23 protein-coding genes are annotated in these 22,991 nt (G+C 66.9%); 12 read left to right on the plus strand and 11 right to left on the minus strand.

What is annotated here, in order from left to right:
* Positions 1 to 111 precede the first annotated feature (111 nt).
* A complete protein-coding gene (locus A5732_RS06960) occupies positions 112 to 1,278 on the plus strand; it encodes a glycosyltransferase (RefSeq protein ID WP_076056323.1) in 1,167 nt (388 codons plus the stop codon).
* Positions 1,279 to 1,338: 60 nt separating this feature from the next.
* On the plus strand, positions 1,339 to 2,382 hold the full coding sequence (locus A5732_RS06965; protein WP_076056321.1) for a class I SAM-dependent methyltransferase: 1,044 nt from the start codon (positions 1,339 to 1,341) through the stop codon (positions 2,380 to 2,382).
* 9 nt (positions 2,383 to 2,391) lie between these two features.
* Here the strand turns inward: A5732_RS06965 and A5732_RS06970 are convergent, their stop codons facing one another.
* Together A5732_RS06970 and A5732_RS06975 are read right to left on the minus strand one after the other, a co-directional pair.
* Positions 2,392 to 3,882 carry an FAD-dependent oxidoreductase gene (locus A5732_RS06970; protein ID WP_076056320.1) on the minus strand — a complete coding sequence of 497 codons (1,491 nt, stop codon included), beginning with the start codon at positions 3,880 to 3,882 and terminating at the stop codon, positions 2,392 to 2,394.
* A gap of 62 nt (positions 3,883 to 3,944) precedes the next feature.
* Positions 3,945 to 4,766, minus strand: a complete 822-nt coding sequence (locus A5732_RS06975; RefSeq protein WP_076101704.1) for a hypothetical protein — start codon at positions 4,764 to 4,766, stop codon at positions 3,945 to 3,947.
* Between the two features lie 168 nt (positions 4,767 to 4,934).
* Here A5732_RS06975 and A5732_RS06980 point away from each other — a divergent pair, with 168 nt between their 5' ends.
* From A5732_RS06980 to katG, 3 genes are all read left to right on the plus strand, one after another.
* On the plus strand, positions 4,935 to 6,221 hold the full coding sequence (locus A5732_RS06980; protein ID WP_076101706.1) for a L,D-transpeptidase: 1,287 nt from the start codon (positions 4,935 to 4,937) through the stop codon (positions 6,219 to 6,221).
* A gap of 90 nt (positions 6,222 to 6,311) precedes the next feature.
* Positions 6,312 to 6,752, plus strand: coding sequence for a Fur family transcriptional regulator (locus tag A5732_RS06985; protein ID WP_076101708.1), 441 nt, complete (start codon positions 6,312 to 6,314; stop codon positions 6,750 to 6,752).
* Positions 6,753 to 6,801: 49 nt separating this feature from the next.
* Entirely contained in the window at positions 6,802 to 9,042 is a 2,241-nt protein-coding gene (gene katG / locus A5732_RS06990; protein ID WP_076056313.1) for a catalase/peroxidase HPI, read from the plus strand.
* A gap of 163 nt (positions 9,043 to 9,205) precedes the next feature.
* Here katG and A5732_RS06995 read toward each other — a convergent pair whose 3' ends face one another.
* Complete coding sequence (locus A5732_RS06995) at positions 9,206 to 10,015, minus strand: DUF1906 domain-containing protein (RefSeq protein WP_076101711.1); 810 nt, start codon at positions 10,013 to 10,015, stop codon at positions 9,206 to 9,208.
* Between the two features lie 321 nt (positions 10,016 to 10,336).
* On the opposite strand from A5732_RS06995, the gene A5732_RS07000 reads away from it, so the two are divergent.
* The 3 genes from A5732_RS07000 to A5732_RS07010 are packed head-to-tail and all read left to right on the plus strand — an operon-like array spanning position 10,337 to position 13,402.
* Positions 10,337 to 11,587: a glycosyltransferase family 4 protein gene (locus A5732_RS07000; protein ID WP_076056310.1), complete on the plus strand. Its 1,251-nt coding sequence runs from the start codon at positions 10,337 to 10,339 to the stop codon at positions 11,585 to 11,587.
* Positions 11,581 to 12,339: a class I SAM-dependent methyltransferase gene (locus A5732_RS07005; protein ID WP_076101713.1), complete on the plus strand. Its 759-nt coding sequence runs from the start codon at positions 11,581 to 11,583 to the stop codon at positions 12,337 to 12,339. Before A5732_RS07000 ends, A5732_RS07005 begins: the two co-directional genes overlap by 7 nt.
* The gene (locus A5732_RS07010) at positions 12,326 to 13,402 is read left to right on the plus strand and encodes a prenyltransferase (protein ID WP_076101715.1); all 1,077 of its coding nucleotides are present in this window, start codon (positions 12,326 to 12,328) and stop codon (positions 13,400 to 13,402) included. Before A5732_RS07005 ends, A5732_RS07010 begins: the two co-directional genes overlap by 14 nt.
* 12 nt (positions 13,403 to 13,414) lie before the next feature.
* Here the strand turns inward: A5732_RS07010 and A5732_RS07015 are convergent, their stop codons facing one another.
* A complete protein-coding gene (locus A5732_RS07015; protein WP_076101718.1) occupies positions 13,415 to 14,077 on the minus strand; it encodes a class I SAM-dependent methyltransferase in 663 nt (220 codons plus the stop codon).
* Positions 14,078 to 14,202: 125 nt separating this feature from the next.
* Between A5732_RS07015 and A5732_RS07020 the strand changes: the two genes are divergently transcribed.
* Positions 14,203 to 14,895, plus strand: a complete 693-nt coding sequence (locus A5732_RS07020) for a cutinase family protein (RefSeq protein ID WP_076101720.1) — start codon at positions 14,203 to 14,205, stop codon at positions 14,893 to 14,895.
* A gap of 259 nt (positions 14,896 to 15,154) precedes the next feature.
* On the plus strand, positions 15,155 to 15,808 hold the full coding sequence (locus A5732_RS07025) for a carboxymuconolactone decarboxylase family protein (protein WP_076101722.1): 654 nt from the start codon (positions 15,155 to 15,157) through the stop codon (positions 15,806 to 15,808).
* Positions 15,809 to 16,172: 364 nt separating this feature from the next.
* Here the strand turns inward: A5732_RS07025 and A5732_RS26925 are convergent, their stop codons facing one another.
* Positions 16,173 to 16,376, minus strand: coding sequence for a hypothetical protein (locus tag A5732_RS26925; RefSeq protein ID WP_139334790.1), 204 nt, complete (start codon positions 16,374 to 16,376; stop codon positions 16,173 to 16,175).
* 258 nt (positions 16,377 to 16,634) lie between these two features.
* Between A5732_RS26925 and A5732_RS07030 the strand changes: the two genes are divergently transcribed.
* Positions 16,635 to 17,483, plus strand: coding sequence for a glycoside hydrolase family 16 protein (locus tag A5732_RS07030; protein ID WP_076101724.1), 849 nt, complete (start codon positions 16,635 to 16,637; stop codon positions 17,481 to 17,483).
* A gap of 9 nt (positions 17,484 to 17,492) precedes the next feature.
* Here A5732_RS07030 and A5732_RS07035 read toward each other — a convergent pair whose 3' ends face one another.
* A complete protein-coding gene (locus A5732_RS07035) occupies positions 17,493 to 18,335 on the minus strand; it encodes a class I SAM-dependent methyltransferase (protein WP_076101727.1) in 843 nt (280 codons plus the stop codon).
* Positions 18,336 to 18,365: 30 nt separating this feature from the next.
* Entirely contained in the window at positions 18,366 to 19,034 is a 669-nt protein-coding gene (locus tag A5732_RS07040) for a hypothetical protein (protein WP_076056296.1), read from the minus strand.
* A 192-nt stretch (positions 19,035 to 19,226) separates the two neighbouring features.
* On the opposite strand from A5732_RS07040, the gene A5732_RS07045 reads away from it, so the two are divergent.
* The gene (locus A5732_RS07045; protein WP_044485686.1) at positions 19,227 to 19,481 is read left to right on the plus strand and encodes a hypothetical protein; all 255 of its coding nucleotides are present in this window, start codon (positions 19,227 to 19,229) and stop codon (positions 19,479 to 19,481) included.
* A gap of 72 nt (positions 19,482 to 19,553) precedes the next feature.
* Here the strand turns inward: A5732_RS07045 and A5732_RS07050 are convergent, their stop codons facing one another.
* The 4 genes from A5732_RS07050 to A5732_RS07065 form a co-directional block, all read right to left on the minus strand.
* The gene (locus tag A5732_RS07050) at positions 19,554 to 21,008 is read right to left on the minus strand and encodes an aldehyde dehydrogenase family protein (protein WP_076101729.1); all 1,455 of its coding nucleotides are present in this window, start codon (positions 21,006 to 21,008) and stop codon (positions 19,554 to 19,556) included.
* A gap of 112 nt (positions 21,009 to 21,120) precedes the next feature.
* Positions 21,121 to 21,531: a VOC family protein gene (locus A5732_RS07055; protein WP_064954148.1), complete on the minus strand. Its 411-nt coding sequence runs from the start codon at positions 21,529 to 21,531 to the stop codon at positions 21,121 to 21,123.
* 4 nt (positions 21,532 to 21,535) lie between these two features.
* Complete coding sequence (locus A5732_RS07060; protein WP_076101731.1) at positions 21,536 to 21,988, minus strand: helix-turn-helix transcriptional regulator; 453 nt, start codon at positions 21,986 to 21,988, stop codon at positions 21,536 to 21,538.
* A 14-nt stretch (positions 21,989 to 22,002) separates the two neighbouring features.
* On the minus strand, positions 22,003 to 22,905 hold the full coding sequence (locus tag A5732_RS07065) for an NAD-dependent epimerase/dehydratase family protein (RefSeq protein ID WP_076101733.1): 903 nt from the start codon (positions 22,903 to 22,905) through the stop codon (positions 22,003 to 22,005).
* Between the last annotated feature and the right edge of the window lie 86 nt (positions 22,906 to 22,991).

Here is a 22,991-nt window from a genome sequence, read left to right on the forward strand (position 1 = left end):
TGTTCTAGGACTCCGCAAAAGTCCTGTTCAGAGGGGCGGGGCCGCGCCCAGCGGGTCTGAAGGCGCCCGCTCTGCTTGGATTTGTGGCGTCCCCGCGAGTGAGGTTTGTTGATGAAAATTGTGCTGGCCGCCTACGGCAGCCGTGGCGACGTCGAGCCCTGCGTAGCCGTCGCACGGGAGTTGCACGGCCGAGGGCACGACGTGGTGATCGCGGTGCCGCCAGACAAGCTCGACATGGCCGAGTCGGCGGGGCTTGCCGCGGTCGCGTACGGGCCCGACAGCCGCGAGCAGATCAACATGGCGACCAATTTCGTCCGCAACGTCGGGAATCCGATCACCGCATTGCCGCAACTCATCGAGCGCGTCACGACGGTGTGGACCGGCAAGAGCGAGACGCTGACCTCGGTGGCGGCCGGTGCCGACCTCCTGGTGGCCGGCATGAACGAGCAGCGGCTGGCCGCCAACGTCGGGGAGCGTTTCGGCATACCGCTGGCGGCGCTGCACTTCTTTCCTGCCGAGACCTTGGAACTCGGCCGGCTGCAGTCAGAGGTCACCGGCGCGGCCGAAGCGGCACAGCGTCGAGCGCTCGGTCTGCCCGACAATCCGTCGACGCGGCCGGCGCTCGAGATTCAGACCTACGACGAGCTGTGGGCGCCCGAACTGGCAAAGCGATGGGCCGGGCCGGAATACCGACGCCCCTTCGTCGGTGCGCTGACCCTCGGGCTGCCGGCCGACGCGGACGACGAGGTGTTGTCCTGGATCGCCGGCGGGACGCCGCCAATCTACTTCGGATTCGGCAGCACGCCGGTCACCTCCCCCGCCGAGACGGTCGCGGTGATCAGCGCGGCCTGCACGCAAATCGGCGAGCGGGCGTTGATTTGCAGTGGCCCAAACGATTTCACTCATATCCCGCCCGCCGACCACATGAAGATCGTGGAGGCGGTGAATCACGCCACCGTCTTTCCGGCGTGCCGAGCGATCGTGCACCACGGCGGCGCCGGCACCACCGCCGCGGGCATGCGGGCGGGCGTGCCCATGCTGATTCTCTGGCTCTGGCTCGATCAGCCGATCTGGGCCGACGCGGTCGGTAGGTTGGAAGTCGGCGTGGGGCGGGCGTTCTCGGCCTCCACCTTGGACTCGCTGGTCGCCGACCTGCGCTCGGTGCGGTCGGCGCACTACCTCAGCCGTGCCAGGGAGGTGGCCACCCAGATGACCACGCCCGACCAAAGCGTCGCCGCGGCGGCCGACCTTCTCGAAGGCGCCGCCCGCCGGGCGTAGCCGCGCCGCCCGTTCCGTCCAGCGGTGGTGCAAAGCCCCCCGGTCGTGTAAAAGGTTCTGGTGCAGGATCCGCCGAAAAGGTCGTTCGACCCGTCGATGCTGCGCGAGGCGATGATCAGGCGGCTGTATCGGCGATTGTCGGCCGAGGGCCACATCCGGGTGCCTGCGGTGCCGGGCCTGATCGACGAGTACGTCCAGTTGTGCAACAACGTCTGCGCCACCCTGGGTGTCTGGTGTCCTCCCGAACAGTCCGCACAGTTGCGGGCCGCGCTGGTGGCCGAGTTGGCGAAGGCCTTCAAGGCCTCCCCCCGTTCCGAGGTCCTGATCTCGTATCAGGCTCCGTTCGGCACCGGGGTGAATTTCCGGGTCCAAGCCGATTGGCGCACGGTCGAGGCCGACTACGACCAGTGGATGGCGATCCGCCCGCCGCCGCTGTTCGGGACCGAGCCCGACGCGCGCGTGCTCGCGCTGGCGGCGGAGGCGGCCGATCCTTCGGTCTATCGGGTGCTGGACGTCGGCGCCGGAACCGGACGCAACGCGCTGGCCCTGGCCCGGCGCGGGCACCCGGTCGACGCGGTCGAGATGACCGCGAAGTTCGCGGAGGTGATTGTCGCCGAAGCCGCCGGCGAATCGTTGGGCGTGAACGTCATTCAAAGCGACGTGTTCACGGCGATGGAGGGCGTACGCGATCGGTATCAGCTGATGGTGGTCTCGGAGGTGGTCTCGGACTTCCGCACGCCGCACGAGTTGCGCGGCATGTTCGAACTCGCCACCGATTGCCTGGCCCAGGGTGGCCGCTTGGTTTTCAACACCTTCCTGGCCCGCGACGGCTACGTTCCCGACGACGTCGCGGTGCAACTCAGTCAGCAGTGCAACAGCATGATCTTCACCCGCGATGAGGTGACCGCCGCGGCGGCCGGCCTGCCGCTCGAGCCGATCGCCGACGACTCCGCCTACGAATACGAGAAGGCCGGGTTGCCGTCGGACGCCTGGCCGCCGACGGGCTGGTTCGAGGGATGGGCCGGCGGCCTCGATGTGTTCGACGTCCAGCGCGACGATTCCCCAATCGAGTTGCGCTGGCTGGTGTTTCAGAAGGCGGGCTGACCGCGGCGGCTAGGCGGTCAGATCGCGGGTCGCCGGGCCCTCGAGCAAGGTGCCGTCGGGTGCGAACCGCGAGCCGTGCAGCGGACACTCCCACGCGTTGTCGGCGTCGTTCCAGTTCACGATGCCACCCAGGTGCGGGCACACCGGCGAGACGCGGTGCTCGGTGCCGTCGACCCGGCAGCGGGCCTCCAGGTGCCAGGGCGGGCCGCTCACCACGCCGCCTTCGCCGTCGGCGGGGCTGCGGCGGTGAGTCCGTATCGCCGGGGTGATCCAACCCTTCGTCAGGTTGAAGCCGACCTCGAGGTTGGCTTGCAGGGCCGTCGCCAGACCCGTCAGCTCGTGCGGACTCCAGCTGGCGAACGCGCGGGCCCAGTCCATCCGCCCGCCCAGGATGCGGCTGGACAGCGCCAACGCCGCGGCCGGACCGTTGGTCATCCCCCACTTGTTGAAACCCGTTGCGACGAAGATGCTTTCGGTGTTCGGCAGGATGGGGCCCACGTACGGCAGATGGTCGACGGGGGTGTAGTCCTGCGCCGACCAGAAGTGGGTCTGCACCGCACCCGGATAGTGCTTGCGCGTCCACGTCGACAGCTCGTCCAGCGCCTCGGACGGACTCTTCTCACGACCCACCGTGTGCCCGGCCCCGCCGACGATCAGCCGCTCCCCGTCGGCGACCGGCGCGTAGCGCACCGACCGTGTCGGCGAGTCGGTGGAGATCATCATCGGCCGGGTGATGTTGCCCGGAACCTTGAAGGCCAGGCAGTAGGACCGGCTCGGCTTCACCCGCGCGAAGTATCCGCCGCGATCCAGGATCGGGATCCCGGTGGCGAGCACCAGTTGGGCCGCCTGAAGTTCGACGTCCCGCTGTGCGGCGTCGTTGACATGCACGCGCACCCTTTTGCCGCGCCACGACACTCGCCGCACCCGGGTGTGCTCGACCAGCCGTCCACCGCGATTCAGCAGCTCGACGGCCAGCGAGTCGAGGAAGGACATCGGATCGAACTGCGCCTGATCGGCCAGCCGCACGCCGCCGTGATAGGCAAACGGCACCTCGGCATCGTCCTCCCACACCGCCGGCAGGCCGACCGCCTGACACGCCGCGAGCTCGGCGCGCGCCGACGGGACGCCCCGCACGGACTGGGCGTAGGTGTAGGCATCCTCGCGCTGCACCGCCACGCCCTGCGCCTCGCAGTGACCGAGCACCCACTCCTGGCCTTCGCGATTGCCGTCGACGTATGCGCGTGCGACATCCCGGCCGTGCCGTGGCAGCACCTTGGAAAGCTGACTGCCCTGCAGCAGGCTGATTTTCGCGGTGGTGTTTCCGGTCGCGCACGCGCCGACCGTGCGCGCCTCCAACACCAGCACATCCTTGCCCGCGCGGGCCAGCAGCACCGCCGTCATCAGGCCGGTGATGCCGGCGCCCACGACGATGACGTCGGCGGACGCGGATCCCTGATCAAGCCGGCTTGGGGCCCAAGGCTGTTCGGAGCGTTCGGTCATCCACAAAGAAGTCACGGCTGAGCTGATACCCCGGACCGACCCGGGGAAACGCCGCGACCAGCTCACGCCCGCTTCAGCCGGGCTTTTGCCTCCTTCACGGCGTCCGCGGCGGTTCGGGCGGCTTCCCTCGCCTTGTCGTAGTCCTTTTCGGCGGCGCTGAGTTCCCGCTCGGCCGCCCGCAATGCCCGGGCCGCATCGTCGCGTTGCTGTTGGGCGGCATCCCGCTGGGCCTGTCGCTCTTTAACCAGGTCGTCGGCCTCGGTCTTGGCGCGTTCGGCGGTGGCGACGGCCGCGCTCAGTCTCTCGCGCCGTCGCTCCTGTGCCTTGTCGTCCGCCGACCGCTTCGCGGGCCGCTTCCGCGCCGGGGCGCTGCGTGGCTTCGCCGGTTCGCTGGGAGTATCCACCGATTCCGGCACCGCGTCGCCGAAGGCGCCGAAACCCGACCACTGCTCGGGCCGGGCCAATCTGCCCAGCCGCCCGCTGATCTGCGGGTCGGCGATCGCGGCCTGCAGCGTGCTGGTCACGTCTTCGCGCACGGTCGCCGACGGTTGCGTCAGGTCGGCCGCCCGCAGCGCCTTACGGGTGAGTTCGTCGATGAGTTTGTATTGCTCGGCCGACAGTTCCCGGATGCGCCCGCCGTCCATCGCTGCGTGCGCGGCGCGCAAGCGCTCCCCGAGGTCCGCCAGCCGCTGCCGGGTGTCGGCGTTCCGGAGGGCCAACCGGTTGACGATCCACGCCGCCGTCGTCGGTTTGTTGGCGGCGGAAATCCGTTTCGCGGCCTCGGTATCGCCGCGCTGCTTGGCGTCGGCTGCCAATCTGGCGCGCTGCGCGGTGAACTCCTTCGGTGGCACCTCGTAGAGGCTGTCGAGTTCCTCATCGGCCATGCAGCCATGATCTCTCGCGGACCGCCGGTGGTGGCCAACAGTGACGAAGCCCAACCGCGCGACGGTTTAAATACCGCCCGTCGCGGGATACCTCATCTACAACATCGACATCGCCGGGCAGAAGTTCGCGGCCTGCGAGTAAACAGAAGGCAGGGTTTCGGCAGCTTCATGACGTCCAAGTTCAGCGATCAGTTCGTCGGCCCGATCCTCCGGATGAGCCGCGCTCGCCAGCTCCTGCTCGCGCTGTGCGTCATCGTCGCCGTGGTGGGTGCGATATACGTTGCGTCAACCTCGCACTGCTCCGGCGACGGCTGCAGTCAATCCAGTGCACCCACCAAAACCGCTGAGCCGGCCCAAATAACGATCACCCCGGGTCCCAACGCCCATGATGTCGACCCCGTTGCGCCGGTCATGGTCAAAGCCGACAACGGGACGCTGACGGGCGTCGACATGGTCAACGAGAGCGGCAAACCGATCGAGGGTGTCATGACCCCGGACAACACCGTGTGGAAGCCCACGGTCCCGCTGGGCTACGGGCGCACCTACACGCTGACGGTCCGCAGCACCGGCGTCAGTGGCGTTGCCGCCAAGCAAGTTTCGTCGTTCTCCACGCTGAAGCCGTCCAATCAGACCAAGGTGTCGTTCACCACCACGTCGGAAGCCACGTTGCGCGATGGCGGCACCTATGGCGTCGGAACCGTGATCGTGGCGCACTTCGACGAGAAGATCGCCGACCGTGCCACGGCCGAGCGGCAGCTGTCCGTGACCACCGACCCGAAAGTCGAGGGTTCCTGGTATTGGGTCGACGACCAGAACGCGCATTGGCGGCCCGAGCGCTACTACGCGCCGGGCACGAACGTCACCGCCGAGGCGAAGATCTACGGAATCGCCTTGGGTGACGGCCTGTTCGGGCAGGACGACACCAAGGTGTCCTTCCGTGTCGGCGATGCGCACATATCGATCGCCGACGACGCCACCCACCAGGTCAGCGTCTTCAGCAACGGAAACCTCCAGCGCACGATGCCGACAAGCATGGGAATGGGCGGCACCGAAGACGTCGGCGGCAGGACCATCTCGCTCTGGACCCCGTCCGGCGTCTACACGGTCCTGGACAAGGGCAACCCCGTCATCATGGATTCTTCGACCTTCGGCCTGCCCAAGAACTCGAGGCTCGGATACCGCGAGACCATCAACTGGGCCACCAAGATCAGCTCGGACGGCATCTATCTGCACGAGCTCGACGCGACGGTCTGGGCCCAGGGACATCGCGACACGTCGCACGGCTGCCTGAACCTCAATGCCGACAACGCGAAATGGTTCTTCGACTTCTCGGTACCCGGCGACGTGGTCGAAGTCCGCAACAGCGGCGGGCCTCCGCTGACCCTGGCGCAGAACGGCGATTGGACGCTCAGCTGGGACGAGTGGCGCAAAGGCAGCGCACTGAAGCCGACCTGACCGTGATGCAGCTCATTCGTTACCCGCAGTTGTGCCCCACTTCACAATAAAGTCTTGACTCGTTCCAAATAAGTGCGTCATATTGGTGGCGTGTCATCGACGGCCGATTACGCGGACAGGTTGCGGATGGCCGATCTGCGGGTGACCCGGCCCAGGGTTGCCGTGCTCGAAGCCGTGGACGCCCATCCGCACGCCGACACCGAGACGATCTTCTCGGCGGTCCGCGTCGGCCTGGCCGATGTTTCGCGCCAAGCCGTCTACGACGTGCTCAATGCGCTGACCACCGTCGGTCTGGTGCGTCGCATCCAGCCCTTGGGCATGGTCGCGCGCTATGAATCGCGGGTCGGCGACAACCACCACCACGTCGTCTGCCGATCCTGCGGGATCATCGCCGACATCGACTGCGCCGTCGGCGACGCTCCCTGCCTCACCCCCTCGGACGACGACAACGTTCTTGATGGCTTCGTTCTCGACGAGGCCGAAGTCATCTACTGGGGCCTGTGTGCCGATTGCTCGACGGCAGGTTCCTAGATCACAGCCGTGATCGCAGCCCGATTCACCCACCCCCGAAAGGAATGCTGTGTCATCTGATACATCCGCTAGCCGTCCACCCCAACCCGACGCCGGGACGGCGAGCAAAAGCGAAAGCGAAAACCCAGCAATCCCTTCACCGCAGCCCAAATCGAATGCGCCACTGACCAACCAGGACTGGTGGCCCAACCAGGTCGACGTGTCCAGGCTGCACCCGCATGTCGCCCAATCCAATCCGCTCGGTGAGGACTTCGACTACGCCGAGGAGTTCGCCAAGCTCGACGTCGATGCGCTCAAGGCCGACATGGTCACGCTGCTGACGACCTCGCAGGACTGGTGGCCCGCCGACTACGGCCACTACGGCGGCCTGTTCATCCGGATGAGCTGGCACGCCGCCGGCACGTACCGCATCTATGACGGCCGCGGCGGTGGCGGCCAGGGCATGCAGCGCTTCGCCCCGCTCAACAGCTGGCCGGACAACGCCAGCCTGGACAAGGCGCGCAGGCTGCTGTGGCCGCTGAAGAAGAAGTACGGCAACAAGGTGTCCTGGGCGGACCTGCTGCTCTTCGCCGGCAACGTGGCCCTGGAATCGATGGGTTTCAAGACGTTCGGCTTCGCCTTCGGCCGCGAAGACGTCTGGGAGCCCGAGGAAATCCTGTTCGGTGAAGAAGAGGAATGGTTGGGCACCGACAAGCGCTACTCGGGCAAGCGCGATCTCGCGCAGCCCTACGGCGCCACCACCATGGGCCTGATCTACGTGAATCCCGAAGGGCCCGAAGGCAAGCCGGACCCGATCGCAGCCGCGATCGACATCCGCGAGACCTTCGGCCGGATGGCGATGAACGACGAAGAGACCGCCGCGCTGATCGTCGGCGGCCACAGCTTCGGCAAGACCCACGGTGCCGGTGACGCCGACCTGGTCGGCCCCGAGCCCGAGGCCGCCCCGATCGAACAGCAGGGGCTCGGCTGGAAGAGCGCCTACGGGAGCGGCAAGGGCAAGGACGCCATCACCAGCGGCCTCGAGGTCGTCTGGACGCCGACGCCCACCAAGTGGGACAACTCCTTCCTGGAGACGCTGTACGGCTACGAGTGGGAGCTGACCAAGAGCCCCGCCGGGGCCTGGCAGTTCACCGCCAAGGATGGCGCGGGCGCGGGAACCATCCCCGATCCGTTCGGTGGGCCGGGGCGCGCCCCGACGATGCTGGTCACCGACATCTCCTTGCGGGAAAGCCCGATCTACCGCGACATCACCCGGCGCTGGCTCGACCACCCCGAGGAGCTGGCCGACGCCTTCGCCAGGGCGTGGTACAAGCTGCTGCACCGCGACATGGGTCCGGTCTCCCGCTTCCTGGGACCCTGGATCCCCGAGCCGCAGCTGTGGCAGGACCCGGTTCCGGCCGTCGACCACGCGCTCGTCGACGACAAGGACGTCGCGGCCCTGAAGAGCAAGGTGCTCGCATCCGGTCTCTCCGTCCCCCAGCTGGTCAAGACCGCCTGGTCGGCCGCGATCAGCTACCGCAACACCGATAAGCGCGGTGGTCCCAACGGCGGGCGGCTCCGCCTCCAGCCGCAACGGAGCTGGGAGGTCAACGAGCCCTCCGAACTGGACAAGGTGCTGCCCGTGCTGGAGCAGATCCAGCAGGACTTCAACGCCTCGGCCTCCGGAGGCAAGAAGATCTCGATTGCGGACCTGATCGTGCTGGCCGGTTCCGCGGCGGTCGAGAAGGCGGCCAAGGACGCCGGTTACGAGATCTCGGTGCACTTCGCCCCCGGGCGCACCGACGCCTCGCAGGAGACCACCGACGTGGAGTCCGCCGCCGTGCTCGAACCGCGGGCCGACGGGTTCCGCAACTACGCGCGGCCGGGCGAGAAGGCCCCGCTCGAGCAGCTTCTGCTGGACCGCGCGTACCTACTCGGTGTGACGGGTCCGGAGCTCACGGTGCTCGTCGGCGGACTGCGTGCGCTGGGCGCCAACCACGGCGGCAGCAAGCACGGCGTGTTCACCGACCGGCCGGGCGCGTTGACGAACGACTTCTTCGTCAACCTGCTCGACATGGGCACCGAGTGGAAGGCTTCGGAGACCGCGGAGAACGTCTACGAAGGGCACGACCGGGCATCCGGCGCGCTCAAGTGGACCGCGACCCCGAATGACCTTGTCTTCGGCTCGAACTCGGTGCTGCGCGCATTGGCCGAGGTCTACGCCCAGGACGACGCCCAGGGCAAGTTCGTGGAGGACTTCGTCGCGGCGTGGGTCAAGGTCATGAACAACGACCGATTCGACCTCAAGTAAGAACGGGTCTTGATCGAAAGCGGCACCCCGCGAGCGATCCGCTCGCGGGGTGCCGTTGTTTCACGTCGGGGTCAGCGATCCCGCGACACGTAAACCACGCACACGACACGCCGCAATCGGTCGCCCTGATTTATGTCTCGTGTAGCGGAGAGGGACGTCCGGGTCAGCGATCGAGATCCCACTGCCCGAAGTCGGCGGCGAGGACGTCGTCGACGTCGACATTGATGCCGCCCAGCAGCGGCCCCGGATTTCCCGGACTGTTGACGACCGTTTGGTAGAGAACCGCGGCCGGTTCGCGATCGCCGTGCGACCAGGACCTCGTCTGCCACACCCATTGGTGTCCGGCGCTGGTGGACGGACCGACGACACCGTCCCTGATCGCCCATCCGCACACCTGGGCGTCTCCGTAGATGCCGGTGCGGCCCACGCCCAACACCGAGTTGATCCCTCGAAACCATTGGACACCAGCACTATTCCAAGCGTTGGCGTCGATGGCGTCGTCGACGCTGAAGAAGATGGGCGCCGAGTTGGGGCCGCCCGCCGCGGAGTGCAATTGCATGGCCGTGTGGGCGTCGGCCACGCCGCCGTCAAAGCCCCGGGTGAAATCCGACGGGTCGGGCCAGCCGGGCTTGCCGTACTGGAAGTTGCTGACGATATGCAGCCCCGCCGCGCGCAGCGCGTCGGCGTAGTCCCGGGTCAGCGGTTTGGCCTCGAAGTTGGCGCCCGGCCGCGACTGCGACACGTAATTCACCACGCCGTCGTAGCCGGCCGACTTGATCTCGTCGGGAGAGATCCGGCGCTCGGCGAAATCGATCAGCCTCATGCCGGTCGCCGACGCCGTCGGGGCCTCGGCGCCCGCGCCCAGGCTCAGTAGGGCCGGCGCCATGGCATAGGCGCCGGCGTATTTGAAGAGGTCGCGCCTCGAAGGCGATCGCCGATCGCCGCGTCCACCAGGTCCGGCCGAATCCCGCACCGCGCGATGGTAACAAAAGCCCACGCCTTCTTTCGGCCGTTCTTCGCCGGTCAGCGCAGGTCAACTCCGGGGGCCGCGCGGCCGGAACCGACCGGTCGGAAAGATGGCGGGTATCGCGCAGTGGCATGATCTTTGCGTGCCGGACATCCTGGGGACCGCCTACGCGCGGGACGGCGGATCTCCGGCTCGTTGCGCTCGATTAGGTGATCGAACTATAGTCTGGACACATGTCCAGTTTGCTGTCACGGAGTTCGGGAGCCCGTTGACCGCGATGGATTCGGCGCCATTCCGCGGTCATTTTCCAGCAAAGAAGAGTTGAGTATGCGAATTGCCCTGCTGTCCTACCGTAGTAAGACCCATTGCGGCGGACAGGGCGTCTACGTGCGCCATCTCAGCCACGGTCTGGTGGAACTCGGTCACGACGTCGAGGTGTTTTCCGGACAGCCCTATCCCGACCTGCTCGACCCGCGGGTCCGGCTCACCGAGGTGCCCAGCCTTGATCTGTATCGGGAGCCCGACCCCTTCCGGGTACCGCGGCCAAGCGAGATTCGTGACTCCATCGACCTCTTGGAACTGCTCACCACGTGGACCGCGGGCTTTCCCGAACCGCGAACGTTCACGATGCGGGCCGCCCGGTTACTTGCCCAGCGGACAGCGGATTTCGACGTCGTCCACGACAACCAGAGCCTGGGCACCGGACTGCTCAGCATCGCCGAGGCGGGACTTCCCGTCGTGGCCACCGTGCACCACCCGATCACCCGCGATCGGGTGCTGGACCTGGCCGCCGCGCGATGGTGGCGAAAGCCGTTGGTGCGCCGCTGGTATGGGTTCTTGGACATGCAGCAAGAGGTCGCCCGGCACATCCCCGACCTGTTGACTGTCTCGTCGTCGTCGGCCTCGGACATCATCGCCGACTTCGGCGTGACACCGGAGCAACTTCACGTCGTGCCGCTGGGGGTGAACACCGAGCTGTTCAAACCGGGAACCGGTCCCCGCGAGCCCGGCCGCATCATCGCGATCGCCAGCGCCGACACCCCGCTCAAGGGTGTGCGCACCCTGCTGCAGGCGGTCGCCCGGCTGCGCACCGTGCGTGATCTCGAGTTGCGGTTGGTCGCCAAGGTGGAGCCCAACGGCCCGACCCATAAGCTCATCGCCGAACTCGGGATCTCCGACATCGTGCACATCACCAGCGGGCTGTCCGACGCCGAGCTGGCCGCCCTGTTCGCGTCCGCGGAGGTCGCCTGCATTCCTTCGCTCTACGAAGGGTTTTCGCTGCCCGCCGTGGAGGCCATGGCCAGCGGCACCCCGATCGTCGCCAGCCGGGTCGGCGCGCTGCCGGAAGTCCTTGGGACCGACGGTGCTTGCGCCGAGCTGGTGCCGCCCGCCGACGTGCATGCGCTGACGCACGCGCTCGGTGAACTGCTGGACTCCCCGGAAAAGCGCCGCAGCCTCGGCAAGGCGGGCCGCGCCCGTGCCGTCAACGTCTTCAGCTGGGAAGCGGTGGCCGCTCAGACCGTTCGGGTCTATGAGCGGGCGATCGCACGCAACGCGCAGAGCGGAGCCCCATGCTGACAGTCGATTTTGACCGGCTCGGGATCGGGCGGTCGACCAAGGTCATCGACGTGGGATGCGGAGCGGGCCGGCACGCGTTCGAAGCGTATCGGCGCGGCGCAGACGTCGTCGCCTTCGACCGCGACGAAGCCGAATTGCGTTCGGTGGACACCATCCTGCGTGCGATGGCCGAAACCGGTGAGGCGCCCGCCGGCGCCTCGGCCAAGGTGGTCGTCGGTGACGCGCTCAAGCTGCCGTACGCCGACCAGACGTTCGACTGCGTCATCGCGTCGGAGATCCTGGAGCACATTCCCCAAGACGACGCGGCGATCGCCGAGCTGATCAGGGTGCTCAAAGTCGGTGGCACGCTTGCGGTCAGCGTGCCGCGGTGGCTGCCCGAGCAGGTGTGCTGGTGGCTGTCCGACGACTACCACGCCAACGAGGGTGGCCACGTACGCATCTACCGGGCCAGCGAATTGCGCGGCAAGATCCTCGGCGGCGGACTGGAATTGACGCACACCCATCACGCCCACGCGCTGCACTCCCCCTTCTGGTGGCTCAAATGCGCTGTCGGCGTGGAGAACACCGACCACCGCGCCGTGACCACCTACCACAAGCTGCTGGTGTGGGACCTGATGCAGCGGCCGAAGATCACCCAGCTGGCGGAGACGCTGCTCAATCCGCTGGTGGGCAAGAGCGTAGCGATGTACTTCGTCAAACCGCAGGAGGCGAAAAGCAAAGCGACTGAAGGGTATTCAGTTGCATCGGTCTAACCCGCCCGCAGTTCCGGGGGTCCTCACTCCCGAACAATGCCGACAGACCGCGCTTTCCATCGCCGCCGCACAGGAACCATCGGGTGCCATTCCCTGGTTCGAGGGCGGCCATACCGATCCGTGGGATCACGTCGAGTGCGCGATGGCGCTCACCACCGCCGGGCTGCTCGAGCCGGCGCGGGCCGCCTTCGACTGGAGCCGCCGAACCCAGCGCCCCGATGGTTCGTGGCCCATCCAGTTCCGCGCGGGTGTCGTCGAAGACGCCAACAGCGACAGCAACTTCTGCGCCTACATCGGCGCGGGCGTGTGGCACCACGTGCTGGTCACCGGCGATGAGACGTTCGCGGCCGAGATGTGGCCGGTGGTGCACAAAGCGATCGACTTCGTCATCGACATGCAACTCGGCTATGGCGAGATTGGTTGGGCGCGAAGCGAAGCCGGTGTGCTGCCGGAAGCCCTGCTGACCGGGTGCTCGAGCATCTTTCACAGCATCCGCTGCGCGCTCGCCCTGGCCGCCTTGGTCGAGGACCCGCAGCCGGAGTGGGAGTTGGCGGTGGGCCGCCTGGGTCACGCCATCGCCGCGCACCCGGACGCGTTCACCGAGAAGGACCGCTACTCGATGGACTGGTACTACCCCATCCTCGGTAGCGCCCTGCGGGGTCCGGCGGCGGCCGCGCGCATCAAGCAGCGTTGGGACGCCTTCGTGGTCGACGGCCTGGGCATCCGCTGTGTCGGCGATCGTCCGTGGGTGACCGGTGCCGAAACCTGCGAGCTGGTGATGGCGCTGGACGCCATCGGGCAGCACGCGGACGCGCACCGGCAGTTCGCCGCGATGCAGCATCTGCGCGAGGCCGACGGATCGTATTGGACGGGACTGGTTTTCGCGGACGGCAAGCGGTGGCCCGAGGAGCGCACCACCTGGACGGGTGCGGCGATGATCCTGGCGGCGGACGCCCTGTCGAACACCACCGCCGGGGCGGGAATCTTCCGCGGCGACGAGCTGCCGGTGGGCCTGCAGACCGACTTCGATTGCGAATGCGTCGTCACCGGTCCGGGCCGATAACCCGCTGCTCCGCTAGAGCTGCTCCCCCGGCTCACCACTGACACGTTCGAGCAGCCGCAGCGACCCGGTGGCCGACACCTCCCGGAACTGTCCGGAATCGAGTGCGCGGCAGTAGATGTAATACGGTGGCCGCCCGCCGTCCTTCGGGTCGGGGAACACGTCGTGGATGACCAGCGCCCCACCGGTGTCGACCCATTTGGCCCAGCCGTCGAAGTCCTGGTTCGCGGCCGCCTCGCTGTGGCCGCCGTCGATGAACAGGAACTGCAGCGGCGCGCGCCAGGCCCGCGCCACCAGCGGTGACTTGCCGACGATCGCGACGACGTGGTCGTCCAACCCGGCGGTATCCAGCGCACGGCGAAACGTCGGCAGCGTGTCGAACAGGCCCGTGGCCTCATCCACCATCGACGCGTCGTGATACTCCCACCCGGCCTGGTGCTCCTCGGAACCGTGATGGTGGTCGACCGTGTAGACCACGCCACCGGTCTGTTGCGCCGCCGCACCCAGCAACAGCGTGGATTTACCGCAGTACGTGCCGATCTCGACGCCGATGCCGCCGCCGAGGTACCGCAGCGCGGCGTCGTACAGCGCGCGGCCCTCGTCGGCCGGCATGAAACCTTGCACCTGTTCGGCCAGCGCGAACAAGCGCTCGGGCGCACCCGCGTCGACGTGACTCATCAGCTGAACCTATCGTCTCGATCGGCGCCGCCGACATCGTGGTCGTTGTTCGCGCTGAGCGATCAACCACGATCTGTATCCCGGCTGCCCAGCGGGCGGAGCGGGTTCGCTCTACCATCATCTTCGTGCGCGCCTTGCTTGTCCGTGAATTTGCTGGTGTCGGCGTTGTCGCGGTGATGGCCGCGGCCGCCCTGATGTTGCCCGCCGCGGTGCTGCCGCCCGGCGCGCCGGGGGCGGCGCCGCCGGCCGGGGCCGCGAACTGCCCGCCGGTGCAGATCGTGTTCGCCCGCGGCCGTAACGAATCGCCCGGGCCGGGCGTGCTGGGCAACGCGTTCATCAGCGACGTCCGGTCCAAGGTGAACCGGACCGTCGGCGTATATGCCGTGCAATACGGGGCCGACACCGAGGTCGCCCAGGGCGCCAACGACATGAGCCACCACGTCCAGGACATGGTCAACAACTGCCCCGACACCCGACTGGTGCTGGGCGGCTACTCGCTTGGTGCGGCGGTCACCGATGTCGTGCTGGCGGCGCCCATCGGCGCATTCGGTTTCGACAGCCCGCTGCCGCCGGGCATCGATCAGCACATCGCCGCGGTCGCGTTGTTCGGTAACGGAAGCCAATGGGCGGGTCCGATCACCAACTTCAACCCGACCTACAACGACCGGACCATCGAGTTGTGCCACGGCGCCGATCCCGTCTGCAACCCGGCCGACCCGAACACCTGGAAGGAAAACTGGCCACAGCATCTCGCCGGCGCCTACATCGACGCGGGTATGGCCAACCAGGCCGCCGACTTCGTCGCCGGCAAGCTCTGACCCGCTTCGCCCTACGGCGCCCTCTCTCCCGACCATTAGGCAAGGCTGAAATCCGCTAGCGGATGTGCTAGCTGATTCGCGCGTCGACCGCCGAGTATGCGGGCCGGCAGTGGCCCGAGGTCCGTGATCGCGTCCCTGGCCGAGGACTTACCGCCCACTGAGCTGCTGGCGCGAACTGCGTTGCGGCAGTCGCGGAACCTAGGATCGAGAGCAATCTGCGGTAATGCCACATTCGTGCCGCCAGCTGAGAGGAGACGCGATGCCGCGTCTTAATCCAATCCCGCGGGGTGAAGTCAGCGACGAATTCACGCTGAAGATGTACGACTTCATGTTCGGCGATCGTGATCCGGTCGCGGAGCCGGGCGCCGTGGGCGGCACACCCGGCAATTGGTGGACGGTGATGGCACAATCGCCCGCCGCGCTGCGCCATGCGGTGCGCGGCTTCCGCCTCTACCGCGAAGAGGTATCCATCCGCGCCGATCACCGCGAGCTGGGCCAGGTCCGGGCGGGCTGGGTGGTCGGCAGCCAGTTTGTCTTCTCGCAACACTGCAAGGCGTGCCGGTCGGCGGGACTGTCCGAGGAGAAGATCGCGGCCATACCGTCCTGGCAGACCGCCGAGTGTTTCGACGACACCGAGCGGCTGTTGCTGGCGTATGCGGACTGCCTTGCGGTACAGCATGGTCGAGTGCCAGAGCGGTTGTTCACCCAGTTGCGGGAAGTCTTCACCGACACCGAGATCCTCGAGTTCACCTACACCACCACGATGTACGTGATGCACGCGATCATGTCTAGGGCGCTGCGGCTGGAGTTCGACGACGTCGACGACCCGATCGTCGAGGTCGACGATTCGACGGGCGGTGGTGTGCTCGATATCGGAGCCGCGACCTCCGGACGTGACGACGTGACGCGCTAAGCGGTTTCTCGACGGCGCGGAATGGGCCCGGCCTTTCATGCTGCGCGCACCAGCCCACATAGCCGAGGATCAGCCGCGCTGAACACCCCGCCGACAATGATCAGACCGCGTTGAGTGCAAATTGCGGCCGCGAAGGCGAATGCCGCGGTTAGCGGAACGGTGCGTCGCCACCGCTTCCCCGGCGTTGGACATTGGCAGCTCTCATCCAATAGTTACTACGAGCAGTAGTAGCTATTGGGGACGCCTCTAAATACCTCAACTAGAACTTGAGAGTTTCGGCCGATCCGGCCGGATTAACTGTTTGCTCCGGGCCTAATTTTTCGGGCCCGGATGCGAACGGGGTCACGCCAATTGACTGACGAATTCAGGCGGGAGTGTTGCCGCTGGAGTACAGCTTGAAGTTGCGCACCATCGGAACCACCGGGTTACCAGCTGCGGCGCGCTGGCGGGCGCGGAAAGACGGATGACGGCGCATTGCCTCGTTGCGTTCGCGTTCGCGACGTTGAGCGGCGGCCCATGCTGGATGCGACTGAAGGAATATAACCGTGCCTTCTTGTGTATTCGCCACGATCGTCACTCCTCTCAGTACCACCCGCAAAAGCTACAACAGTGTGGTTATCGGATCGTGATTCCAGAATGCCCGCCGAATCCTGAGACCAAACCACCAGTCAAGGTGAGAATTGGCCATGAATTCGCGAACGTAATCCGTTGCCACTGCTGTGCTGTCGTCCGTGCTGGTACGACCGCGATCAGAACGATAGCGACGGGCACCGACAAAATTCCCGTTTGAGCCTCGTGCACGGTTGGCTGCTAGGGTCCATTGCTTATGCCGGAGATCGATCGCCGCCGCATGATTCTGACAACCGGGATCGGCGTGCTGGCAGCCACGCTGCCCGCCCCGAAAGCCTGGGCCTACCCGCCCCGACAGGACGAACCTCCCGGGCGGATTCCGCCGCCCGCGGCGCCCAGCGGCCAAAACGGGAGCTACATCTTCTCGGACGAGTTCGACGGCCCGGCCGGTTCGGCCCCTGACCCGTCGAAGTGGGCGATCGCGAAGGCCCGCGAGACCATCAAGGATCCCACCTTTTGGGAGCAGCCCGAACACATCGGGCAGTACCGCGACGATCGCCGCAACGTGTTCGTCGACGGCAACTCCAACCTCGTCCTGCGCGCCGCCAAAGACGGTCCGACCTACTACAGCGGCAAGGTGCAGAGCAATTGGCGCGGCGGCGTCGGCCACACCTGGGAAGCTCGGATCAAGCTGAACTGCCTGACCCCCGGCGCCTGGCCCGCGTATTGGCTCGGCAATGACGATCAGGGCGAGATCGACGTCATGGAGTGGTACGGCAACGGCAAATGGCCGTCGGCCACGACCGTGCACGCGAAGGCCAACGGCGGCGAGTGGAAGACCCACAACATCGCGGTGGACAGCGGCTGGCATACCTGGCGCACGCAGTGGGACGAGGCGGGCATCCGGTTCTGGAAGGACTACACCGACGGCGCTGCGCCCTACTTCGACGTGCCGGCGAGCTCGCTGCCGGACTGGCCGTTCAACGGGGCCGGCTACACGGTCTATCCGGTCTTCAACCTGGCGGTCGCCGGATCGGGTGGCGAAGACCCGGGCCCGGGCACCTACCCCGCCGACATGCTCATCGACTGGATACGCGTCTGGTAGGCGGCACTCTCAGTGCGTCAGCAGCGCGACCGCAGACGTGGGTTTGCGGCCCGGCCGGCGCAAATCCGATCGCCGCCAGGTAAGCGGGCGCATCCAGATAGGTAAGCGGTGGAGCCGGTTGGCGGCTTCGAGCACCGACTCCGCTTCGAGGGTCCGCCAGCCCAGGTCTTCGAAGAAGGCCAGCCCGTTGTCTGGTGCGAACTTGAACGGCGCGTTCTCCGAAATCCCGGCGAAGTTCTTGTTGATCCGCTCTCGCAGGCCGGGAAAGGCGAAATCGATCATCCACCAGGCGACCTCGGGTCGCTTGATCGCGCCCGAAAGGGCCGCGACGTCGGAGGCCTCCAGGTACATCGACAGGCCCTCGGTCAGCACGAAGGCATTCGTCGCGCCGTCCAGGGCCTCGTCGAAGAAGCCGTCTCGGGCGTGCGGGTCGGCGAGGTCGACCGCTATGCGGTTGAGCGCGCAGCGCGGGGCCTGATCGGCAAGTGCTTGCGTCTTTTCGGCGAGCAGCTTGGGGAGATCGGCCTCGATCCAGGTGAGATCTGGTGGGAGGTCTAAGCGATAGGGCCGGGTGTCCAGGCCGGCGGCCAGATTCAGAACGCGGTCACAGCCGTGCGCGAGTGCGTCGGCGATGGCATCGTCGATGAGCTTGGTCCGTGCGACCAGCCACCAACCGCTGCGATCCGTCCACGGAGCGTTGTCGACGATCGCGCGGCCCTGTTCACCGGCGAGGCGCTCGGCGAGGTGGTCGTTGAACAGCGCATCGGGGCGGGCCGATTCGGTCGCCCGGTGCAGCGCCGTCCATCGGGCCGTATCGGAAACATGGGTGATGGTGTGCGCCGGACCAGACATACGTTGCGTTATAGCAGTACCGTCCGCGCCCTACTGACCAGCCCTGCCTCCGGCGAACCAGGCCTCGGTGACGGTGCGGGTCGCGGGCGGTGGAAGGACGGCGTCCGGTGCGCCGAGGCGGCCGACCTTGACGGTCCACGCCGGCGACGAGCGGTCGATGCAGGATCCGGCGCCCTGGCTGGGCAGCCACAGCACGGCAAGGTCGCTGCCGCATCCATAGACGCCGGTGTACCCGTCGGCCCGGCCACCCCACGCGCCGCCGTTGCGCAGCAGGCAGCGGGTGCCGTCGTCGAGGGTGAGCGCGAACGGATCCGGGGTGGCCGTCGGGTGCACGGGCGGAAGCTGGCCGTCGAACGTCACCCGGTGCATCTGCATGTCCCACGGATTGTCCACGCACAGAAGCGATCCCGGCGTCGATGGCCAGCAGGTACCGGCTCCGGCCGCACTCGGCGAACAGTAGTAGACGTTGTCGGCAACCGCCGACGGTGACGGTTGCGAGCAGTCGCTGGCCTGCCCGACGTTGCCAGGCCCGGATGCCACCTTGTAGCCGTTGATCGCTTCGCCGCTGGGTCCGACGGCCATCACGGTGATCACCTGGGTGGCCGGCGGATCCGCGCCCGCACTGCCGGAGGCCGAGATCGCCATCAGCGCGGCCAGCAAGGCGATACAGACCTGCGCCATGCGGTGCACCACGTTCATCGAGCCAATCCTTCTGCCGGCCCCCTTTGTGCAGAGTAGAGCGCATCCGAGGCCGGCGGCCCGGAATCGGTGGGTCCGTTGTCGGCATCCGTTCAGGGCCGCGTGATTGGGATCGGTAGCCGAGGGACGGGTCTGTACTTACCGCAACGACGCCGCCACTCAAGGCGGCGCCCCACGAAAGGAAGACAGCAAATGAACATCGTGCCGACCAGCATCCAAGAGCAGATCAACCGTGTCGATCGCCAGCGAAGCCTGTACATCGGGATCAGCACCGGCCTGCTCGCGATCTGGAGCGTTTACCGGCTGATCTGGATGCTTTATCTCGGAATGACTTTCGGCTGGTTCTTCGGCGCGATGGCTTTCCAGGTGGTGCTGTGGGGTGTGATCGGGACCGCCGCCGCGGTGGCCTCCGTCGGGTTCCTCACCCGCTACAACAAGGGATCTTGACTCGTCTGACGGCCGTCGGAGAAGTCCCGGACCTGGCTGGGGTCCGGGACTTTCCGTTGTGCGACAACGGGTTCAGAGCTGAGCCCAGACCGACTTCGTCTTCAGGTAGATTTCGAGGCCCTCTTTACCGAACTCGTGACCCCAGCCGGACTGCTTGTAGCCGCCGAACGGCACATCGTGGTCGAAGACCAACTGGCAGTTGACCTGAACACTGCCGGCCTGCAGCCGCCTCATGATGCGGTGGGCCCGGCCCAGGTTCTCCGTCCAGGCGGTGGCCGCCAGGCCGTAGGTGGTGTCGTTGGCCAGGGCCACGGCCTCGTCCTCGTCGTCGAACGGCAGGATCGTGACCACCGGCCCGAAGATCTCCTGCTGGTACAGCCGCATGCTGGTGTCGACGTTGGTGAGCACCGTCGGGTGCACGAAGTAGCCCTTGCGGTCCAGGCGGTGCCCGCCGGTGACCACCTCGACGCCGTCCCTCTTGCCCTCGTCGATGAAGCCCATGACGCGGGTCAACTGCTTCTCGCTGATCAGCGGGCCGCTGACGCAGCCCTCCTCGCTGGGGGCGCCCAGCTTGAACGAATTCGCCATCATCGCAATGCCTTCCACGACCCGGTCGTAGACGCCGCGCTGGGCGAAGATGCGCGACCCGCACACGCAGCCCTGGCCGGAGTGCACGAAGATGCCCAGCGAAGCCATCATGATGGCGTTGTCCAGGTTGGCGTCGTCGAAGATCAGCACCGGCGATTTGCCGCCGAGTTCGAGCGTGACCTTCTTCAGGTTGTCGGCCGAGGCACGCACGATCTCCTTGCCGACCTCGGTCGAGCCGGTGAAGGCGACCTTCTGCACATCGGGGTGCGCGGTGATCGCGGCGCCCGCGGTGTGGCCGTAACCGGTCAACAGGTTGACGACGCCCTCGGGCACGCCGGCCTCGTGGATGAGCCTGTCCAGCAGCAGCGCCGACAGCGGCGTCTCCTCGGCCGGCTTGACCAGCAGGCTGCCGCCCGCGGCCAGGGCCGGAGCAAGCTTGGCGCTGGCGTTGAAGATCGGGCCGTTCCACGGAAAGATCAGGCCCACCACGCTGTACGGCTCTTTGAGCGTGTAGGCGTGCATGTTGACGTAGTTGTCGGTCGCGATGCCGTCGGTCTTCACGTCGTACGCGACGCCGTTGATCTTCGAACACCAACCGGCGTAGTAGCGGAAGAACTCCGAACAGGTGGACATCTGCAACTGGGCCTGCATCAGCGGCATGCCAGTGTTGAGCGAGTCGAGCTGGGCGAACTCCTCGGCGTGCTCGTCGATCAGCTCGCCGATCCGCCACAGGATCTTGGCCCGCTCGCGGCCCGGAAGGTCCGACCAGATCCCCGACTCGAAGGTCGCCTTCGCTTTCGCCGCGGCCTCGTTGACCGCTTCTTGGCCGCAGTCGGTGAATTCGGTGATCGTCTCCTCGGTCGCGGGATCGATGACCGAGATGACGTCACCCGTTCCGGGGCGCTTGCGAATGTCGTCCAATACCGCCTGCACCGTCATCTGATCCCTTTCGTATTGCCGGTCGTGGCGCCCCGGCGCCCAATGCGCTCAGTGCTGAGCACTTGCCTAGCATTGTGCACACGGCTGGTCAAGCATCCGCACGCGGATCCGCTCAGCGCAGTTGTTGGATGCGGATGAGGTTTCCCGCCGGGTCCCGGACGGCGCAGTCGCGAAGCCCGTACGGCTGGTCGGTGGGCTCCTGGACGATGTCGACGTCGCCGGCCTGCAGCCGTTCGAAGGTGCCGTCGAGGTCGTTGGTGGCCAGCAGCAGTGTGGCGTAGCTGCCCTTGGCCATCATCTCGGCGATGGTGCGGCGCTCGTCGTCCGTGATGCCCGGGTTGGCGGCGGGCGGGTTCAAGACGATGGACGTGTCCGGCTGGTTCGGCGGACCGACCGTGATCCAGCGCATCGTGCCCTTGCCGACGTCGAGGCGGACCTCGAATCCCAAGACGTCGCGATAGAAGGCGAGCGATGCTTCCGGGTCTTCATGGGGAAGGAAGCTCGAGTGAATGGTGATGGTCATGCGGTCAGGCTAGGTGCGGCCCGACGGCGGATGCTTCTCGATTCCTGATCGGTCTCGTCACCTGTTTGGCAACGCACGGCGGCATGCCCGCCAGCGCGCCGGACGCTCGGCGCCGATACGTGCTGGGCGGCACACCGACCAGTTCGGTGAATCGGGTGCTGAAGGTGCCCAAGGACGAGCATCCGACCGCGAAGCACACCTCCGTGACGCTCAGATCGCCGCGGCGCAGCAGTGCCATCGCCCGCTCGATGCGTCGCGTCATCAAGTAGGAGTACGGCGATTCGCCGTAGGCGCGCCGGAATTCGCGGCTGAGGTGGCCGGCGGACATGTGCACCCCGCGCGCGAGCGCTTCGACGTCCAGCGGCTGCGTGTACTCCCGGTCGATGCGGTCGCGGACGCGGCGCAACAGGACCAGGGTGCGCAGGTGCTGCGCCGCTGCGTCGGGAGTATTGGCCACGGGCGATGCCGCCTCTAGACGGCGACGAGCTCGGGGTGGAACTTGGCCGCCATGCGGCGTATTCCGTCGCGCCAGTCGACCGAGGTGCCGCCGATGAGTTCGTGCATCCGGTCGATGGTGGTGGGGTTGCCGCGCAGCGCCTGGTCGCTCGCCTCGAACATCGGCTCCCTGCCGACGAGCGAGCCGAGGTAGTCACACCACTCCTGCAGGCTGACCGTCTGGTCGCCGCACCAGTTGACCGTGGTCGCCGGGACCGACGCGACCTCGAGCAGCTTGGGGATCGTCGCGATGATGTCGTCCTCGTGAATGGGGTTGTAGCGGGCGGGTTCACCGGGTGGAACGGGAATCGGGATGCCGCCCAACATCATCTCCATGTGGTAGAACGGCCAACCGCCGTTGTCGCCGTAGGGAACGTTGAGCCGGGCGATCGTGGTGGGCACGCCGACGACGCGCGCCACCGACCGGGCGACGACTTCCCCGGCGATCTTGGAGATGGAATAGGTGGGGAACAACGGCTTGTGGTTGTCGCCCAGGGCGGACCGCTCGCTGCGGGGGTCGTCGTCCGGGGGGTCGTACACGGCGGCCGACGAACAGTGCAAAAACGCCTTCGCCTTGCGGCAGTGGGCCATCAGCAGGCCGACCGACTCCGCATTGGCCGCCAGGTCCTTGTCCCAGCTTCCGCTCTTGGCCACCGCCAAGTTCAGGACATAGTCGAAATCCGTTGGCAGAGCGGTGAAGTCACCGGCGGCCAGATTCACCTTCTCGCAGCGGATCCCGGCCTTCTCGAGGCCTTCGCGCGCGGCGGGGTCGGTGAAACGGGCGATTCCCCAGACCTCGTTGTCGGCGGCAAGCGCCCGGGCGATGGGGGTGGCGATTTGACCGGTCGGGCCGGTGATCAGGATTTTTGAGCCGCGCATGCGCGCAATGGTAACGAGGAGCGGCGCATCCCGACAGAGATCATCGTGCTTTCGCGCATTCTGCTCACCTGCGCGGTAGTGTCTGT

This window comes from Mycobacterium colombiense (genome assembly GCF_001953985.1).
Lineage (GTDB): Bacteria > Actinomycetota > Actinomycetes > Mycobacteriales > Mycobacteriaceae > Mycobacterium > Mycobacterium colombiense_B.

Excerpts from the sequence above, each read along its gene's own strand:
- A5732_RS06960 (WP_076056323.1), top strand. The coding sequence starts at position 112 with ATGAAAATTGTGCTGGCCGCCTACGGCAGCCGTGGCGACGTCGAGCCC.
- A5732_RS06970 (WP_076056320.1), bottom strand. The coding sequence starts at position 3,882 with ATGACCGAACGCTCCGAACAGCCTTGGGCCCCAAGCCGGCTTGATCAG.
- A5732_RS06975 (WP_076101704.1), bottom strand. The coding sequence starts at position 4,766 with ATGGCCGATGAGGAACTCGACAGCCTCTACGAGGTGCCACCGAAGGAG.
- A5732_RS06980 (WP_076101706.1), top strand. The coding sequence starts at position 4,935 with ATGACGTCCAAGTTCAGCGATCAGTTCGTCGGCCCGATCCTCCGGATG.
- A5732_RS07000 (WP_076056310.1), top strand. The coding sequence starts at position 10,337 with ATGCGAATTGCCCTGCTGTCCTACCGTAGTAAGACCCATTGCGGCGGA.
- A5732_RS07005 (WP_076101713.1), top strand. The coding sequence starts at position 11,581 with ATGCTGACAGTCGATTTTGACCGGCTCGGGATCGGGCGGTCGACCAAG.
- A5732_RS07015 (WP_076101718.1), bottom strand. The coding sequence starts at position 14,077 with ATGAGTCACGTCGACGCGGGTGCGCCCGAGCGCTTGTTCGCGCTGGCC.
- A5732_RS07025 (WP_076101722.1), top strand. The coding sequence starts at position 15,155 with ATGCCGCGTCTTAATCCAATCCCGCGGGGTGAAGTCAGCGACGAATTC.
- A5732_RS07030 (WP_076101724.1), top strand. The coding sequence starts at position 16,635 with ATGCCGGAGATCGATCGCCGCCGCATGATTCTGACAACCGGGATCGGC.
- A5732_RS07035 (WP_076101727.1), bottom strand. The coding sequence starts at position 18,335 with ATGTCTGGTCCGGCGCACACCATCACCCATGTTTCCGATACGGCCCGA.
- A5732_RS07040 (WP_076056296.1), bottom strand. The coding sequence starts at position 19,034 with ATGAACGTGGTGCACCGCATGGCGCAGGTCTGTATCGCCTTGCTGGCC.
- A5732_RS07045 (WP_044485686.1), top strand. The coding sequence starts at position 19,227 with ATGAACATCGTGCCGACCAGCATCCAAGAGCAGATCAACCGTGTCGAT.
- A5732_RS07050 (WP_076101729.1), bottom strand. The coding sequence starts at position 21,008 with ATGACGGTGCAGGCGGTATTGGACGACATTCGCAAGCGCCCCGGAACG.
- A5732_RS07055 (WP_064954148.1), bottom strand. The coding sequence starts at position 21,531 with ATGACCATCACCATTCACTCGAGCTTCCTTCCCCATGAAGACCCGGAA.
- A5732_RS07065 (WP_076101733.1), bottom strand. The coding sequence starts at position 22,905 with ATGCGCGGCTCAAAAATCCTGATCACCGGCCCGACCGGTCAAATCGCC.